This window comes from Neobacillus vireti (assembly GCF_036962465.1).
In the GTDB taxonomy this organism is placed as follows: Bacteria; Bacillota; Bacilli; order Bacillales; family Cytobacillaceae; genus Neobacillus; species Neobacillus vireti_B.
In genome coordinates this window covers 76,416-92,406 of record NZ_JBALNF010000016.1, presented here as the reverse complement: position 1 = coordinate 92,406, position 15,991 = coordinate 76,416, and the positions used below count along the sequence as shown (strand labels likewise).

General features: G+C 39.8%; 17 protein-coding genes. 16 read left to right on the top strand and 1 reads right to left on the bottom strand.

From position 1 onward, the window contains the following. Window positions 1-62 precede the first annotated feature (62 nt). From miaB to V7077_RS07290, 4 genes are all read left to right on the top strand, one after another. The gene (miaB, locus tag V7077_RS07305; RefSeq protein ID WP_335499947.1) at window positions 63-1,607 is read left to right on the top strand and encodes a tRNA (N6-isopentenyl adenosine(37)-C2)-methylthiotransferase MiaB; all 1,545 of its coding nucleotides are present in this window, start codon (window positions 63-65) and stop codon (window positions 1,605-1,607) included. 1 nt (window position 1,608) lies between these two features. Continuing rightward, window positions 1,609-2,064, top strand: a complete 456-nt coding sequence (locus V7077_RS07300; protein WP_335499945.1) for a RicAFT regulatory complex protein RicA family protein — start codon at window positions 1,609-1,611, stop codon at window positions 2,062-2,064. A 233-nt stretch (window positions 2,065-2,297) separates the two neighbouring features. Continuing rightward, on the top strand, window positions 2,298-2,843 hold the full coding sequence (locus V7077_RS07295; protein ID WP_235743208.1) for an outer spore coat protein CotE: 546 nt from the start codon (window positions 2,298-2,300) through the stop codon (window positions 2,841-2,843). 193 nt (window positions 2,844-3,036) lie between these two features. Continuing rightward, entirely contained in the window at window positions 3,037-3,237 is a 201-nt protein-coding gene (locus V7077_RS07290) for a hypothetical protein (protein ID WP_335499942.1), read from the top strand. 9 nt (window positions 3,238-3,246) lie between these two features. On the opposite strand, the gene V7077_RS07285 is transcribed toward V7077_RS07290, so the two are convergent. Continuing rightward, window positions 3,247-3,801: a GNAT family N-acetyltransferase gene (locus V7077_RS07285; protein WP_335499940.1), complete on the bottom strand. Its 555-nt coding sequence runs from the start codon at window positions 3,799-3,801 to the stop codon at window positions 3,247-3,249. A gap of 173 nt (window positions 3,802-3,974) precedes the next feature. On the opposite strand from V7077_RS07285, the gene V7077_RS07280 reads away from it, so the two are divergent. From V7077_RS07280 to V7077_RS07225, 12 genes are all read left to right on the top strand, one after another. Continuing rightward, entirely contained in the window at window positions 3,975-4,628 is a 654-nt protein-coding gene (locus tag V7077_RS07280; RefSeq protein ID WP_335499938.1) for a serine/threonine protein kinase, read from the top strand. A 64-nt stretch (window positions 4,629-4,692) separates the two neighbouring features. Continuing rightward, window positions 4,693-5,436: a prolipoprotein diacylglyceryl transferase gene (locus V7077_RS07275; RefSeq protein WP_335499936.1), complete on the top strand. Its 744-nt coding sequence runs from the start codon at window positions 4,693-4,695 to the stop codon at window positions 5,434-5,436. Then, window positions 5,429-6,850 (top strand): radical SAM protein, encoded by a 1,422-nt coding sequence (locus V7077_RS07270; RefSeq protein WP_335499935.1) that lies wholly within the window; start codon window positions 5,429-5,431, stop codon window positions 6,848-6,850. The genes V7077_RS07275 and V7077_RS07270 overlap by 8 nt, the downstream gene beginning before the upstream one ends. Before the next feature lie 34 nt (window positions 6,851-6,884). Continuing rightward, the gene (locus tag V7077_RS07265) at window positions 6,885-7,163 is read left to right on the top strand and encodes a hypothetical protein (protein ID WP_335499933.1); all 279 of its coding nucleotides are present in this window, start codon (window positions 6,885-6,887) and stop codon (window positions 7,161-7,163) included. Between the two features lie 13 nt (window positions 7,164-7,176). Next, on the top strand, window positions 7,177-7,641 hold the full coding sequence (locus V7077_RS07260) for a flavin reductase family protein (RefSeq protein WP_335499931.1): 465 nt from the start codon (window positions 7,177-7,179) through the stop codon (window positions 7,639-7,641). Window positions 7,642-8,059: 418 nt separating this feature from the next. Continuing rightward, complete coding sequence (locus tag V7077_RS07255) at window positions 8,060-9,259, top strand: MFS transporter (RefSeq protein ID WP_335499929.1); 1,200 nt, start codon at window positions 8,060-8,062, stop codon at window positions 9,257-9,259. A 276-nt stretch (window positions 9,260-9,535) separates the two neighbouring features. Continuing rightward, a complete protein-coding gene (locus V7077_RS07250) occupies window positions 9,536-10,381 on the top strand; it encodes an alpha/beta fold hydrolase (protein ID WP_335499926.1) in 846 nt (281 codons plus the stop codon). 122 nt (window positions 10,382-10,503) lie between these two features. Continuing rightward, window positions 10,504-11,157 (top strand): GntR family transcriptional regulator, encoded by a 654-nt coding sequence (locus V7077_RS07245; protein ID WP_335499924.1) that lies wholly within the window; start codon window positions 10,504-10,506, stop codon window positions 11,155-11,157. A gap of 32 nt (window positions 11,158-11,189) precedes the next feature. After that, the gene (locus V7077_RS07240) at window positions 11,190-12,383 is read left to right on the top strand and encodes an acyl-CoA dehydrogenase family protein (RefSeq protein ID WP_335499921.1); all 1,194 of its coding nucleotides are present in this window, start codon (window positions 11,190-11,192) and stop codon (window positions 12,381-12,383) included. Between the two features lie 91 nt (window positions 12,384-12,474). Next, window positions 12,475-13,428 (top strand): VOC family protein, encoded by a 954-nt coding sequence (locus tag V7077_RS07235; protein WP_335499919.1) that lies wholly within the window; start codon window positions 12,475-12,477, stop codon window positions 13,426-13,428. A gap of 45 nt (window positions 13,429-13,473) precedes the next feature. Beyond that, window positions 13,474-13,956, top strand: coding sequence for a flavin reductase family protein (locus V7077_RS07230; RefSeq protein ID WP_335499917.1), 483 nt, complete (start codon window positions 13,474-13,476; stop codon window positions 13,954-13,956). A gap of 92 nt (window positions 13,957-14,048) precedes the next feature. Then, complete coding sequence (locus V7077_RS07225; RefSeq protein WP_335499915.1) at window positions 14,049-15,908, top strand: XylR N-terminal domain-containing protein; 1,860 nt, start codon at window positions 14,049-14,051, stop codon at window positions 15,906-15,908. Window positions 15,909-15,991: the final 83 nt, after the last annotated feature.

Below are 15,991 nucleotides of genomic sequence, written 5' to 3'. Positions count from 1 at the left end.
TAAATAACAATTGGGAATTTAATAGACATTTGAGGCTATTTTTAAAGAAAGGGGTTTTGAACATGAATGAAAAACAACGGTTAGAAGGTCAGAAAGTAGCAACAGCTAATTCTTCGGACAAAAAATCCGCCAAGGATTACAGCAAATACTTCGAACAAGTGATTACAGCACCTTCATTAAAAGATGCGAAAAAACGTGGTAAGGAAGAAGTCAAGTATCATAATGACTTCGCTATACCTGAAGAGTTTCGTGGAATGGGTGAAGGCCGTAAGTTCTATATCCGTACTTATGGATGTCAAATGAATGAGCATGATACGGAGGTAATGGCAGGGATTTTTCTTGCATTAGGCTATGAACCAACCGACAACACGGAGGATGCGAATGTTATTCTTCTTAATACATGTGCGATCCGTGAAAATGCCGAAAACAAAGTTTTTGGAGAACTTGGACATTTAAAAGCACTAAAATTGGAAAAGCCGGACCTGCTTTTAGGTGTTTGTGGCTGTATGTCACAGGAAGAATCGGTTGTTAATAAAATTCTAAAAACCTATCATCATGTGGATATGATTTTTGGCACACACAATATCCACCGCCTTCCAAATATTTTAAATGAAGCTTACATGTCGAAAGAAATGGTTGTCGAGGTATGGTCAAAAGAAGGCGACGTCATTGAAAACCTTCCGAAGGTACGTCGTGGGAAAATCAAAGCATGGGTTAACATTATGTACGGCTGTGATAAATTCTGTACCTATTGTATCGTTCCGTATACACGCGGGAAAGAACGAAGCCGCAGACCAGAAGAAATTATCCAGGAAGTACGCCATTTAGCGGCACAAGGTTATCAGGAAGTTACCTTACTAGGTCAAAACGTTAATGCATATGGAAAAGACTTAGAAGGACTGAACTATGGTCTAGGAGACTTAATGGATGAATTACGTAAAATTGATATTCCAAGAATTCGTTTTACCACAAGCCATCCGCGCGACTTTGATGACCGTTTGATTGAGGTGCTTGCCAAGGGCGGTAACCTAATGGATCATATTCACCTTCCAGTTCAGTCAGGTTCAACAGATGTCTTAAAAATTATGGCTCGTAAATATACAAGAGAACAATATTTAGAGCTAGTGAGAAAAATTAAGGCCGCTATTCCAAATGTTGCCCTTACCACCGATATCATTGTTGGTTATCCGAATGAGACAGATGAGCAGTTTGAAGAAACAATGTCACTTTATCGTGAGGTAGGGTACGAATTAGCTTATACCTTTATTTATTCCCCACGTGAAGGTACACCAGCTGCAAAAATGGAAGATAATGTACCGCTAGAAGTGAAGAAAGAACGTCTTCAACGTCTAAACAATTTGGTGAATGAACTTTCATTAGAAGCCATGAAAAAGCATGTTGGTCAAACCGTTGATGTATTGATCGAAGGGGAAAGTAAGAACAATCCGGACGTCCTTGCAGGTTATACGACTAAAAATAAGCTTGTTAACGTCATCGCACCAAAATCAGTGATTGGAAAAATCATTAAAGTAAAGATTACAGATGCAAAAACATGGTCATTAAATGGAGAAATGGTTGAAGAATTAGAACCAGTTGAGGTGAAATAAAGTGGCGAAGTATACAAAAGACGATATCGTCGCTCGTGCAGCAGATCTAGCTCGAATGATTGCAGAAACAGACGAAGTAGATTTTTTTAAACGGGCAGAAGCTCATATTAATGAAAATCAAAAGGTTAAAACGTTAATTTCTGATATGAAAGGTCTGCAAAAGCAGGCTGTGAATTTACAGCATTATGGTAAAGCAGAAGCATTGAAGAAGGTTGAAGACAAAATCACTGCAATTGAAAAGGAATTGGATGAGATTCCAGTAGTTCAGGATTTCAAACAATCCCAAGTGGATGTAAATGAACTGCTTCAGTTGATTGCTTCTACTATTTCTAATACGGTTACCGATGAAATTATCATTTCCACTGGTGGAGATGTGTTAATGGGGGAAACAGGTTCAAGCTTGAAAAATGGCGGCGGAGCTTGTGATAACCATAACGACTGTGATCACGACCATTAAAATAACTGACCAGGCTTCTCAATGAAGTCTGGTTTTCTTTTTGACCTTTTTTTCACACAGAATCTCCATCCCCTTCCTTTTAAAGTACAGGTATTGTAAGTCACACACCTATAAATCCCGCATAAAATGAAGCATGACTAAACTTTTAACCAGTATTCACAAAATTATATATCACACTAGTCTAAGTTCACGCATACGATGAAATGAAAATGAATGAGGAGGGTTCGCGCGAAATGGGAGAATATAGAGAGATAATTACAAAGGCCGTAGTAGCGAAAGGACGAAAATTCACTCAGTCCAATCATACGATTAGCCCGGCGCATAATCCAACAAGTATTCTTGGCTGTTGGATCATCAACCATAAATACAAAGCGAAAAAAGTGGGTAAAACGGTAGAGATACATGGCTCGTATGATATCAATGTTTGGTATTCATATAATGATAATACCAAAACAGAAGTTGTAACTGAATGCGTTCAGTACAAAGATACCATTAAGTTAAAGTATCGTGACCATGACTGCCTCGATGACAATGAAATTTGTGCTCGAGTGCTGCAACAGCCTAACTGCTGTGAAGCCGTCATCTCCCCTAATGGTAACCGGATCATCGTCCATGTCGAAAGGGAATTCCTTGTCGAGGTTATAGGCGAAACGAAGGTATGTGTCCGAGTAAGCCTAGAAGCCTGCAAAGACAAAGATGATGATTGGGGATTAGATGTGGATGACGAAGAATTTGAGGAATTAAACCCAGATTTCTTAGTCGGCGGGGAAGAGGAGTAAGGACACTAGGAAGGTAACACTTCCTAGTTTTTCTTTTTATCAGCATATGAAAAAAATTCCTACTTTAGACTGAGCAAATACAACGCCTGAGTGCCTTGACCGTTCGCGGATTTTCTAATGAATTCTTCTGGGATGTAAGTTTGATGAATGATTATTAAAAAACTCAGCAAGCTAGAATCTAGGAGGTGCAAATATGGAGCCGCGACAAACTGGAAATAAAAAAATGCCTGACTTTGATCAATTAAATGATCGAATCATTCTTGAAAGTACACCAACGCCAATGATCGTGATCAAAACCAATCTTGACCCGAAAAATGTAACAGAAAATAATCCTTATTATCAGGATGAAGAGGTAAAAAACCCAAAAGCTGTTAAGGATTACTTTGAAGAATAAAAGCCAGGATTATTTTTCCTGGCTCTTTTCCCATTCTGGTTTTAATAACGATAACATAAACGTATCATGGAACTGCTCATCTTGAAACATATAGCCTCGCAGTAAGCCTTCTTCTCTAAAACCTAATTTATCAAGTAATGAAAGGGATGCGATATTTTCCGGATAAACAAGCGCACCGATTCGATATAATCCCAGTTGTTCAAAACTAAACCGAATGACTTCACTAACGGCTTCGGCAGCAAAGCCTTGTCTCCATATGGCGGGATGCAGCTCATAGCCGATTTCCGCCCGTTTATTTTTAAGATTGAGCACGTTTAGGCCTACAGTACCAATGATTCTTTGATTCTCCTTTAACTTGATCCCCCAGCGAATTCCCCGCTTATCCAAATAGTTTTTGTGAAACATATCAATTAATCGAGTAGCTTCTGCTTGTAAGGTGAAGGAATTGGTTCCATAAAAACGAGTCACTTCATCTAATGATAGTATCTCATAAACCGCATTCATATGTTGATGGGTTAGTTCAATTAGTTTTAGTCTCTTGGTTTCCAAAATCGGAAAAGTCATTGACACACCTCTTTTTTTTTCACCGTTTTCATCTAAAATGGCAGTCAGAGCAAATATTTCTTTAATTGTATATTGGCTGAATAGAAATATCTAGGCTAAACCCAACAATAGATGAATATTTTTGGTAAAATTCAAACAAAGGACGAAAGTCGAGAATGATAGAAGGTGTGCAAATGAACATTAAAGACTATGTTAACCTGATCGATACAGAATTATTACCGAATATAAACTTGTCTGTGTTAAATCCATTTGATCCAATCATGGTGGATAATCGCTCTATCTCGTGGAAGACGATTGGCTGTGGCAATTATGCAGGGGTTTTCTTACATGAGTCCTACCCAGACTTAGTAGTAAAAGTGTATGGCCGAAATCATGCGGAGCTTGTCAACGAAATTGGGGTTTATCAAAAACTAGGGACCCATGAAACCTTTTCAAGACTCTATACTTATGGAGAAAATTATTTAGTCTTAAAAAAGTTAGAAGGAATCACGTTATTTAATGCACTGATAAAAGGGATTCAAATTCCAAGGGTCGTCATTGAGGATATTGATGAGGGTTTAGCGTATGCCCGCTCAGTCGGCTTAAATCCATTTGATATCCATGGAAAGAATGTCGTAATGTTTGAAGGAAGAGGCTATATTGTGGATGTATCTGATTTTTATAAACAAGGCTATTGCCGCAAGTGGGACGATTTGAAGAAAGCTTATCACAAAATTTATCGGCCCCTGCTGTATAAATACCATCCGCCCATTCCTTTTTCAGTCGTTGATGGAATTCGTAAAGGTTATCGAATGTATCGAAGAATAAAACGAAAATGGAAAAAATAAAACCATCAGCTGAATTTTCTGATAATATAGAATAGAATCTATATATGGGAAGGAGACTTTAAACGTGCATTTCCCTGTCTATTTATTTGGCATCCATCCACACCTCTTGTTCGAATCACTGGCCTATTTTATTGGGTTCAGGGTTTATTTATATACAAGAAATAAAGAGAGAATCCCATTAGATAAAGCCATTTGGGTGGTTGTCGGTGCAACATTAGGTGCTGCGATAGGATCAAAAGTCTTATATTGGTTTGAAAGTCCAGAGAAAACAGTTGAAAACTGGAACAATATCATTTACTTAGTCGAAGGGAAGACGATTGTGGGCGGGTTATTAGGTGGCCTCATTGGTGTGGAAACCGCCAAAAAGTGGATTGGCTGGACACGATCGACCGGTGATGACTTTGTACTGCCATTAACAATAGGCATGATGATTGGCCGAATCGGCTGTTTTTTAACCGGGTTAGATGATCATACCTATGGGACTCCCACTACTTGGATAACGGGTATTGATTTTGGTGATGGGATGAAACGTCATCCCACACAATTATATGAAATCGTTTTCTTGCTTTTACTCCTCATCCTTCTAACCTATTTAAAAAGAAAACACTTAGGCTGGGAAGGCTTGCTGTTTCAATTATTTATGCTTAGTTATTTGTTTTTCCGTTTTTTGATTGATTTTATAAAACCAACCCCGCATCCGTACTTGATTCTTAATAACATTCAACTTGCTAGTTTACTAGGAATCATCTATTACATAGCGCTTGTCTTAAAAAAACAAACGGAAAAGAGGAGAGAGATTCATGCCTAATCGTCCCTATTTATTTTATGAACTGACAAATAGTATTTGTTCCACCTGTTTAAGAAAAGTAGAAGCGAAAGTCATCATCGAAAATGAAAAAGTCTATTTGGTGAAAAATTGCTTCCAGCATGGGCGGGAGAAAGTACTGATATCTACCGATGTCGCCTATTATAAATGGTGCCGGGAGTTTATTAAACCATCTGAAATGCCTTACCGCTGGAATACCCCCATTAAGTATGGCTGTCCATATGATTGCGGCCTCTGTCCAGATCATGAGCAGCATAGCTGTTTAACGCTCCTAGAAGTAACGGAACGCTGTAATTTGAAATGTCCCATCTGCTATGCAGAATCCTCACCGCAAAAAGGAAGTTTCCGGAGCTTAGAGCAAATTGAATTTATGCTCGATAATATTATTAAAAATGAACGGCATGCCGATATTGTTCAAATCAGCGGCGGGGAGCCTACGATCCATCCCCAGTTTTTTGACATCCTTGATATGGCAAAATCCAGGCCTATCCGTCATATAATGGTTAATACGAATGGTCTTCGCATTGCGACCGATAAGGAGTTTGTGAAACGCCTGGCTGCTTATTCTCCCGGCTTTGAAATCTACCTTCAATTTGATAGTTTTGAAAAAGAGGCACTTGAGGAGCTAAGGGGAGTGGACCTAAGGGAAATACGAAAGCAGGCAATCGAAAATTTAAATGAGTATAATATCTCCACGACCCTAGTAGTGACCCTTAAGAAGGGGTTGAATGATCACGAAGTTGGAACCATCATTCAATATGGCCTGAAACAAAAATGTGTGAGAGGGGTAACGTTTCAGCCGATCCAAGCGGCAGGAAGATTGGAGGAATACGACCCAGGGACGAACCGGTTAACGTTAAGTGAAGTCCGGCAGATGATCATTGATCAATCGGAAGTTTTTGGCCAAAAGGATATCATTCCTGTCCCGTGTCACCCTGATTGTTTAGCAATGGGTTATGCTTTAAAACAAAATGATTTGGTTACGCCCTTAACCGGTCTAATTGATCCTAACATTCTCTTAGAAGGTGAACGAAATACGATTGTATTTGAACAAGATGATCATATAAAAGATATGATTTTTAAACTATTTTCCTTGAATCATTCACCAGATTCATCAGCCCTATCCTTACAGGATCTATTGTGTTGTTTGCCGAAGGTTTCGATGCCGGGTCAAATTGGTTATGATAATGTTTTTCGGGTGATTATCATGCAATTTTTAGATGCATATAATTTTGATGTTCGTTCCGTCAAGAAATCCTGTGTCCATATTGCACACCCGGATGGGAGAATTATACCATTCGATACCTATAATTTATTTTACCGCGATGATAAAGAGCAGGAATTAAAGAAAATTCAGGCCGAACTTGAGGGGAAAACTTACATTCGTGCCGATTAATTCTTTACCTAAATATAAAGAGGGGGGACATTCATTGAGCCAAAATCATAACGATGGTTCATTAAAGCAACTGTGGTTGGGAATAGGAATTGCGCTAGGTATTTACCTTCTAGGGGTATTATTATTAATAGCATCTTCCACTCTAACTCTTCCTTATATGCTGTTTGCTGGAATAGCACTTATCGTTTTCCCAATTGTATCCTTCTCAATGGGAAAGAAACGGTTAGGGCAGGGAGCATTAATTGGCTTAGGGCTAAATATACTGTTATTTTCAGCTTGTGCTGGAATTTTAATAGCAAATTTAGGAGGATAAGGGGAGAAGCAGGATGGATGATCGTCACTTTCGCAATGCGATGGGCAAGTTTGCCACAGGGGTAACCGTTGTGGCTGTAGAAGTAGAAGGAAGCGTTCATGGTATGACGGCAAATGCCTTTATGTCAGTATCACTAAGCCCAAAATTGGTGGTAGTCTCGATTTCTGAAAGGGCACAAATGTTAGAAAAACTAAACCAGAGCGGAAAATTTTCCGTTAATATCCTCAGCCGTTCGCAGCAGGACCTATCGATGATTTTTGCGGGACAGCAAAAAAATCAACAAGAGGTGAAATTTGAGCGGTTAGGCGAGGTTCCGGTGTTAACTGGTGCCGTGGCACAGATTGCTTGTGAAGTTTCTGCGGCACATGTCGAGGGGGACCATACCTTGTTTATCGGCAGGGTAACGGACATCCATATCGAAGAATTGGAGCCGCTCATTTATTTTAGTGGAAAATACCGGGCTCTGGCAGAAGAATAAGCTCATATAATAGTTTTTCACTAATTTTATCGCTTAAACGCTAAATAACGCTGTGAATAGGAAGTTTATTCGTAACATTTTATTAGATAATTGGGATAAAAAATACGCTGACAGGGGCAGCGTATTTTTTTGTGTTTTCGTAAAATAATGTTTATTGTTTTAAAAATAAAAAATATTTTGAATATATTGACAAGTATATTTGGCCTATGTAGAATTACAGTTAGTAAAAGAAAGCGCTTTTTTTACCATTTTCGCTCAGTTATTATCCAAAATATGTAATACTAGAATTTTAGTTCTGGTAAGCTGAGACTTTTTGTCTGTTGTTCTTGGTGGCCAACAAAAACAACAGAAAGCTATTCTGTATCATCACCTCTGGGTAACATCTTTGCATCTATTTTAGATTATAGGAGGTTCCACAATGGCAATGAAGACAATCAGTAGAAATTTTCTTAAGTTTTTGGTTGTAATTCTTGCGTTCCAAGATGTAGCTGCGGGGGTAGCAGGATCGATCATGGCAGATATTATTAAAGCATTTCCAGAATACGACCCGACGATTGTCATGCTAGTCGCAACCTTTCCAGGATTAATTCAAATAGTACCAGCTCTCTTTTATGGCAAACTTTCCAAAACGTTTAAGAAAAGAACACTTCTTTTTGTTGGTCTAGGTCTCTTCATCATCGGTGGTACGCTGCCAACTTTTATGGACAGTCTGCCGTTAATTATTGCGATGAGGGGAGTTTTAGGGTTAGGTGTTGGGATTACCATGCCTTTATCAGTGGATGTAATTACTGATTTCTTTGAAGGTAGAGAAAGAGATTTCCTAATTGGTTTTGGGACCTCCACGATTGCCTGTATAGGGGCCATCTTTTTCCAACTAGTGGGTGGAATTTTAGCTGATGCCTATGGCTGGCAATATGGGTTTTTAACGTACCTCTTCCCTATTTGGATCTTAGCTGTAACGATTCTTTATTTGCCGGAGCCTGAAAAGAAACAGCCGATAGAAACAGCAGGAAATGAAACTCGGGTAAAAGTGAAATTACCAAAAGCAATCTATTGGGTGTGTCTTGGACAGGTTTTATACTCAGGACTCATTTTTGGTTATGTTACGAATATTTCCGTTGTTATTCAAGCCGATAAATTAGGAAGTGCAACTGAGGCAGGCATGGCGATCTCTGTTTTTACATTTGGAACACTGCTCGCAGGGTTTTTATTCGGGAAAATCAAGCACAAGCTGCCGAATTATTACTTACCGATTGCAGTCATCATAACAGGGATTGGCATGGCAATCTGTTATTTTGCACCTTCCTTACCAGTCATATTTGCCGGAAGCTTAGTCGGCGGTTTTGCGATGGGGGTTGGACTGCCAGGAGTATTTACAAGGGTTACCGAGCTTACACCGGCTGGAGCGGCATCCGGAGCTGGTTTAGTCGTTGTCGGGCAAGGGCTTGGCGGAATTCTTGGGCCATTTGGGTTCCAAGTAGTTCAAAATCTGTTTCATCAAGAGATTGGCAGATTTCCATTAGCGGTAAGTGCTGTAGGTTTAATTGTATTAGCCGTAATTTGGGCTTTAACGGTGAGAGCCCCAAAAAGAGATTTAGAAGTCCCCATCGGACAATAATCCTTATAAGCTATTAAATGTAAAGCTGAAATGATGAAATGAATCTGTTTCATTATTTTAGCTGTACTGTTTTTTGGTTTAAAACAGTACAGCTGGACTGAAAATAAAAAAATAGTTAGAATATATTGACAAGATAAAGAAAGGGAAGGTAGAATTATAGTTAGTTAAAGAAAGCGCTTTAATTTGACTAAATGACTCTAAAATTGGAGAAAAACAAACAACTAAAATTTTAGTTGTGGGTAGAAGTCAATGATTCTGCAAAATGGAGGTAGGAATATGACATTTGTTAATACGAGGAAAATTCAGACTGGAAACTATCAGACTTATATCCATGAGGGTGGAGAAAAACCTGCTGAAACGATTATTTTTCTTCATGGAAGCGGACCAGGAGCAAGTGCAAACACAAACTGGAAGCATATCTTACCGCATTTTAAGGAGAAGTTTTATGTCATCGCACCAGATATTTTTGGATTTGGTCAAACTGACCATCCAGAAGAATATCCAAAAAATGGCGCTGAATGGATGAGTGAGCGGGTGCAGCAAGTCTTAGCCATAATGGATACGTTAGAGATTGAAAAAGCCCACTTAGTTGGCAACTCCCTCGGAGGCGTGATCGCCCTGCATCTGCTTATGTATGCTCCAAATCGATTTGATCGTGTGGTCTTAATGGGGGCTGGCGGTGGTTTAACGGAACCAACTCCAGAGCTTGCCAAACTGGCAAACTTTCATAAGGATCCTAATCCGGTAGCCTTTAAAAACTTATTAAGCTGGTTCTTATATGATAAAAGCGTGCTTGAAAATGAACTTGATAGCATCGTGGCCGAGCGATTAGAGATGTTTTTAAAACCGGAAGTACGAAGATCTTACGAGGAAAATTTCACCAAGTCGCATCTTTCAGATATGCTAATCCCACCTTCTGCCTTAAAACAAATGGACCATTCAATCTTACTTATCCACGGACATGGAGATCGATTTGTACCACTTGAAAGCAGTCTTTATGTTATGGACTATCTCCCAAATGCTCAACTCCACATTTTTAAACGGTGCGGCCATTGGGCACAGGTAGAGCAAAAAGAAAGATTTATCAAATTAACATCCGATTTTTTCAACGGTGAACTTTAAAACCAGCCTTCCCATACACCGTTGCTCCCCTATTATTAATCGTTTAGATAATAATAGACTTCATGAAAAAATTACCATAATATAGGGGTAACTAAATCCTTGAAAACTAGTAGGTGTATGTGATGAAAATTGAAAAGGCTTATCGTTATATAAAAAGATTAATTATCGAAGGGATCTTAGAACCCGATACCGCCATTAATGTGAATGAAATTGCCGAGGCCTTAAAAATGAGCCGGACACCCGTACACAAGGCGCTATCCAAGCTGGAACAAGAAGGTTTTCTTTCAATCGTTCCACAAGTAGGGGTCTATGTGAAACGACCAAATCCTGAAGAAGTATTAGAACGACTGCTAGTCTGCGCAAATTTGGATGCATTAATGACCGAGCAGGCGGCATTACTGTTAACTCAAAAAGAATTTGCTTATATGGAATCCATTTTAAAACGAATGGATCAGCCGGAATTATCTGCTGATGAATATGGCAGCCTCAACATTGACTTTCACCGCACAATCTATGAAGCTTCTAAGTTAACCTATACCTTCAACTTGGCAAAGCAGCTTTGGGATTATCTAAATTTTGTCGGAAACCCGGAGGACTTATTTACCACAGAACGGCGACAACAATCCCAAACCGAGCATTGGATGATTTTCTATTACTTGAAGGAAAATGATAGCAAGCTCGCTAAAAATCTGATGGAAAAACATATGCGCCGAGTAGCCAAGCTGGTTGGGGAAAAATATCAGGGCATTGAACTAAAGCGGCGTATCCTAAGCTAGTCCAAAAACTACTAATCCAGGAGGTCCTATTAATGGAGCAAAGTGTGGTTGAATTAAAAAAAGAATTGGTGGAGAATGCTCGGTCCCTGATCCCAACATTACGGGAACATAGTGAGGAAATTGAAAAAACAAATACGTTACCCCAAGCAATAATTGAGGAAATGAATAATAAAGGTACCCTTAAAGTGTTACGTCCTCATCTCTTTGGCGGTTATCAAACCGATATGCGGACCTATACCGAGGTTGTAACGGAAATTTCACGAGGAAATGGATCGGCGGGCTGGTTTGTGGCTTTAAGTAATATACGGGATTATATGATCTCTTATACGTTTGGTCAAAAAGCACTAAGCGAAATTTACCCTCCTGGAAAAGATGTAGTCCTGGCCGGTAACTTTAAGCCAATCAAATGCAATATTAAAAAGGTTGATGGCGGCTATTTTATCGAAGAAGCACAATGGCCGTTTGTTTCAGGCAGTCCCCATGCTGACTGGTGTTATTTTGGCTTCCCGCTTGTCGATGACAACGGCGGGGTCGAGATGGCGATTATGGTTATTCCGCGGGACGAGTTAGAAGTACTAGATGACTGGTATGTAATGGGTCTTAAGGGATCAGGCAGTAATAGCTGCAAAATCCAAAACGTCTTTGTTCCAGAACATCGCGTGTCGTTGGATCGGCTGGCAAGTAAAGGACATTATTTAATTGATCCCCTTAAGGATGTAGGTTTATATCGTTCGTCCTTTGTGCCATCTCTAACCTTATCGATCGTTGCTCCGGCATTAGGACTTGCTCAGGCTGCAATGGACTTATATATGGAGAGACTTCCAAAGGCCGGGATTGGAAACACTTTTTACAATAAGCAAAACGAGGCACCAATCACTCATCTGCAGGTGGCGCAGGCACAGCTTAAAATTGATTCTGCTGAACTTCATCTCTATCGGGCTGTGGACAAAATTGATGACTATGCAGACCGGGGAATCGTCATGGATAAAGCTGAAATTGTCAAAGTGAAAGCGGACTTTGGTTATGTCAATCAATTATGTAAGGAAGCGATCGATCTTCTTGTTGCTGGGGTGGGTTCGATGTTCACCTATGAGACGAACGCATTGCAAAGGGTTTATCGAGATTTCTTGACTATGCATTTACACGGCTTTATCACCCCATCCAGTTTAATAGAAACGTACGGCAGAATACTATGCGGACAGGAACCTAACACTTATTTTGTATAAATAAAACTTCTAGAGTAGGGCCAACAGGCTAGCGCAAATTTTTTATAAAATGTAAGGGCTTTCCCGATAAAAATGTCTAGGAGGATTTAAAATGAGTTTACCAGAGATTGCAAAGTTAGGACATGTCGCATTAGTGACGGAAGACTTAGAGAAATCACTTTGGTTTTATAAGGATGTCATTGGCCTCGAAGAAACTGAAGTGGTAGACGGGACCCATTATTTACGTGCCTGGGGAGATTTCGAACACCATACCCTCTCAGTTACAGCAGGAGACAAAAATCATCTCGACCATATCGCCTGGAGAACCAAGCGCCCTGAGGATGTAGAAGGTTTTGCAAATCTATTAAAAGAAGCGGGGACAGAAGTTACTTGGATTGAGGCGGGAGTTGAGGCCGGGCAAGGAAGAGCCATCCGTTTTCAATTACCGAGTGAACACCGCTTTGAAATTTACTATGATATGGAAAAAACGTTAGCTGAGCCATCAAAACGCTCCGTCTTGAAGAATCAGACCTATAAATCCTGGGCTCGCGGGGTATCGCCGCGTCGCATTGACCACGTAAACCTGTTAACATCTCTCAAAGCGAATGTTATTTCAGACTATTTAAAGGAAAAATTAGGCTTTAAAATGAGAGAATATGTAAAAGCACCAGATGATTCGTTAGTGGGAGCTTGGTTAAGTGTAACGCCGTTGGTTCATGATATCGCCGTCAGCCATGATCCATTCTCACCAACAACACACCAAATCCATCATATTTCCTATTGGCTCGATAATTCTCAGGACCTGTTAAGAGCCGCCGATATTTTAAAAGAGAATGGAATCTTCTTTAAAGGACCTGGTAAGCATGGAATTTCACAAGCTATGTATATTTACGCCATCGATCCAGGCAGCGGATTACGAGTGGAATTGTTTACAAACGGTTACTTAATTTTTGAACCTGACTGGGAGCCAATCGAATGGACATTGGATGAGATGGACATCGGCTTTACCTTCTGGGGCGATCAAATGGACAATAAGCCAGAAAACAATCCAACAATAGAAGCATAGCGTTACAAGATGACAAAGTTTAAAGATAGAAAGGGGAACAACGGGATGGATGATCGTCAAATTCGAACAGCAATGGGGAAATTTGCAACAGGTGTAACCGTGATTGCCACTGATGTGGATGGAGATGTACATGGAATGACAGCGAACGCCTTCATGTCTGTTTCACTCGACCCGAAGCTGGTTGTCATTTCGATTGGGGAAAAGGCTCGTATTCTTGAAAAAATAAAACAGAGTAAAACATTCTCTGTGAATATATTAGCGGCAGATCAACAAGAACTGTCGATGATTTTTGCAGGCCAGCTAAAAGAGCATCGAGAGGTGATTTTTGACCGCCTTGATGGGAAGCCGGTATTAGCTGGTGCGGTTGCCCAAATCGCTTGTGAGGTATCAGCCGAACATCTGGAGGGTGACCATACCCTCTTTATTGGCAGGGTAACAGATATACAGCTTGAAGATGCCGAACCGCTCATTTTTTACAGCGGCCGTTACCGTTCATTAACCGAAGTAGAGGCTGTAACGATTAAATAACGATGTGTGTTAGACTCCTTGTATGAAACGATAAGGAGTCTTTCTTGTCTAAAGGATGCTTCGATTCTAATTAGTCGATAAGGGGTGTGGCCATGAAGGGGAACCTGGCTAGTATACTGGAGCTAACTACAAGTGAAGAAAAGAATAAAAAAATGATCACCACTTCCGCCGCATTTGGACTGTTACGTAAAGGGATTATCGAGAATTTAGGAATGACAAGGGCAAAGGGATTTCTGCTTCGTTACGGCTGGAGTCTTGGTGTTACCGATGCCGGGGAAGCAATGAAAAAAACTTCCAATATTGATGAACTCCTTCAGCAAGCTTCGATCCTTCATTTAAGCACTGGCCATATTAAAGATATTCAATCGGAACGAATTATCGAAATGAGCGATTCTGACACGATCAAATCAATCCTTGGCAAAGGAAAATGGATTGATTCCTTTGAAGCGAACGAACACCTAAAGCATCATGGGCAATCAAATATTCACGCCTGTCATACGTTAACCGGCTATGCTAGCGGGTATATGTCTACGGTTTGCAAAAGAAGTGTCATTGTAAAAGAAATTAGCTGTATTGCCAAGGGGGATCTTGAATGCTGTTTCGAAGCGAGGCTGCAGGAAGATTGGGGTTCTGAGATCCAAGAGGAATTAAAATTTTATAACGAAATTAATATCATCGAAGAACTCGAGTATACCTACGAGCAATTATTAGAGCAGCGTAAGCTTGTGGAAATGGTTTCTAAATTCCATAAAAAATTAACGGAAAGTGTCTCGAATGGGAGTAATCTTCAAGACATAGCTGACAATACCTTTAAACTACTTGGCCTGCCCATTTCCATTGAAGATTTAGGCTTTCAAAAAATTGCTTATGCGGGAATCGATAAAGAAGAGTACGAATACTTGAGTCTGGATTTGAAAGATAGTTTGGTCCGAAAAAGCCGTAAAAACAATTCGAGTCTGCCATTGTTTACTGAAACTTCTAGATTGAAAACAGTCCATCAAGAACGCCTGATCACACCGATTATTGTCCAAAAAAAGGTAATTGGTTATTGCAGCTTCCTCTATCCAAAACGTTCACAGGCTAGTAGAGAAGACAATAACATTATGTTTATTGAACGGGTAGCCAACGCCGCCTCTTTGTATCTCTTGAATGAAAAAACGAGTTTTGAAGCTCTGGAAAAAATGAAGGGTTACTTTTTGGAGCAAATTCTAAAACACCAATATTCTGCCCGAGAAGAGGTAATCCATCGAGGCAGGTATATGGGGATTAATTTAGAAGAACCGTTTTATGTGGCTGCATTAGATTTAAAGGAAAAGGGGAATACCTCAGGGATTAGGAAAGACCAATACGACCAATTTCTCGAGACCCTTGCCAAGTATTTAGACATCCAGGGGTATAAGGCGTTAATTGGCCAATATGGAGGTCAAATTATTATGCTGATTCCCGAATCAACTCAACTGTTAAGTCATCTTGGTAAAATGATAAAGCATGTTGAAGCGACGCATTCCCTCTATGAATGTAAAATGGGGATAAGTGACTCTGCTGAAGAGATTGAGAGCGTTCTGGAAAGCTTAGAAGAATCATTGATTGCTTTAAGGATGGCAACAGGAAAAAAGATTATTCATTTTAAAGATTTAGGGATAGTCGGGGTGTTGATTAACTCCAAAAATGTCAGCGGAATTAAGAAAATAGCCAAACAGGAATTAGGACCGCTCTTTAAACTAGGCGAGCCCAAACAAAAGGAATTAGTTAAAACTCTCTATGTGTTTCTAGCAAACGGAGGAAAGCTGCAGCAAACGATGGATGATCTGGCCTTATCTATGAGCGGTCTTATGTATCGAATCAATAAACTTGAAAGCCTGCTTCAAAAAGATTTACGTGATTCCACCCAAAGTTATCAGTTACAGTTAATTTTAGATTCACTTTTGGCATTAGGAGAATTAGATATTTAATCCTGCAAAGCATTCCATTAAGAGGAGTGCTTTTTTTGTTAGGCTGTGTAAAGGAATATTGTTAATTTTTAGCATGTTGATTG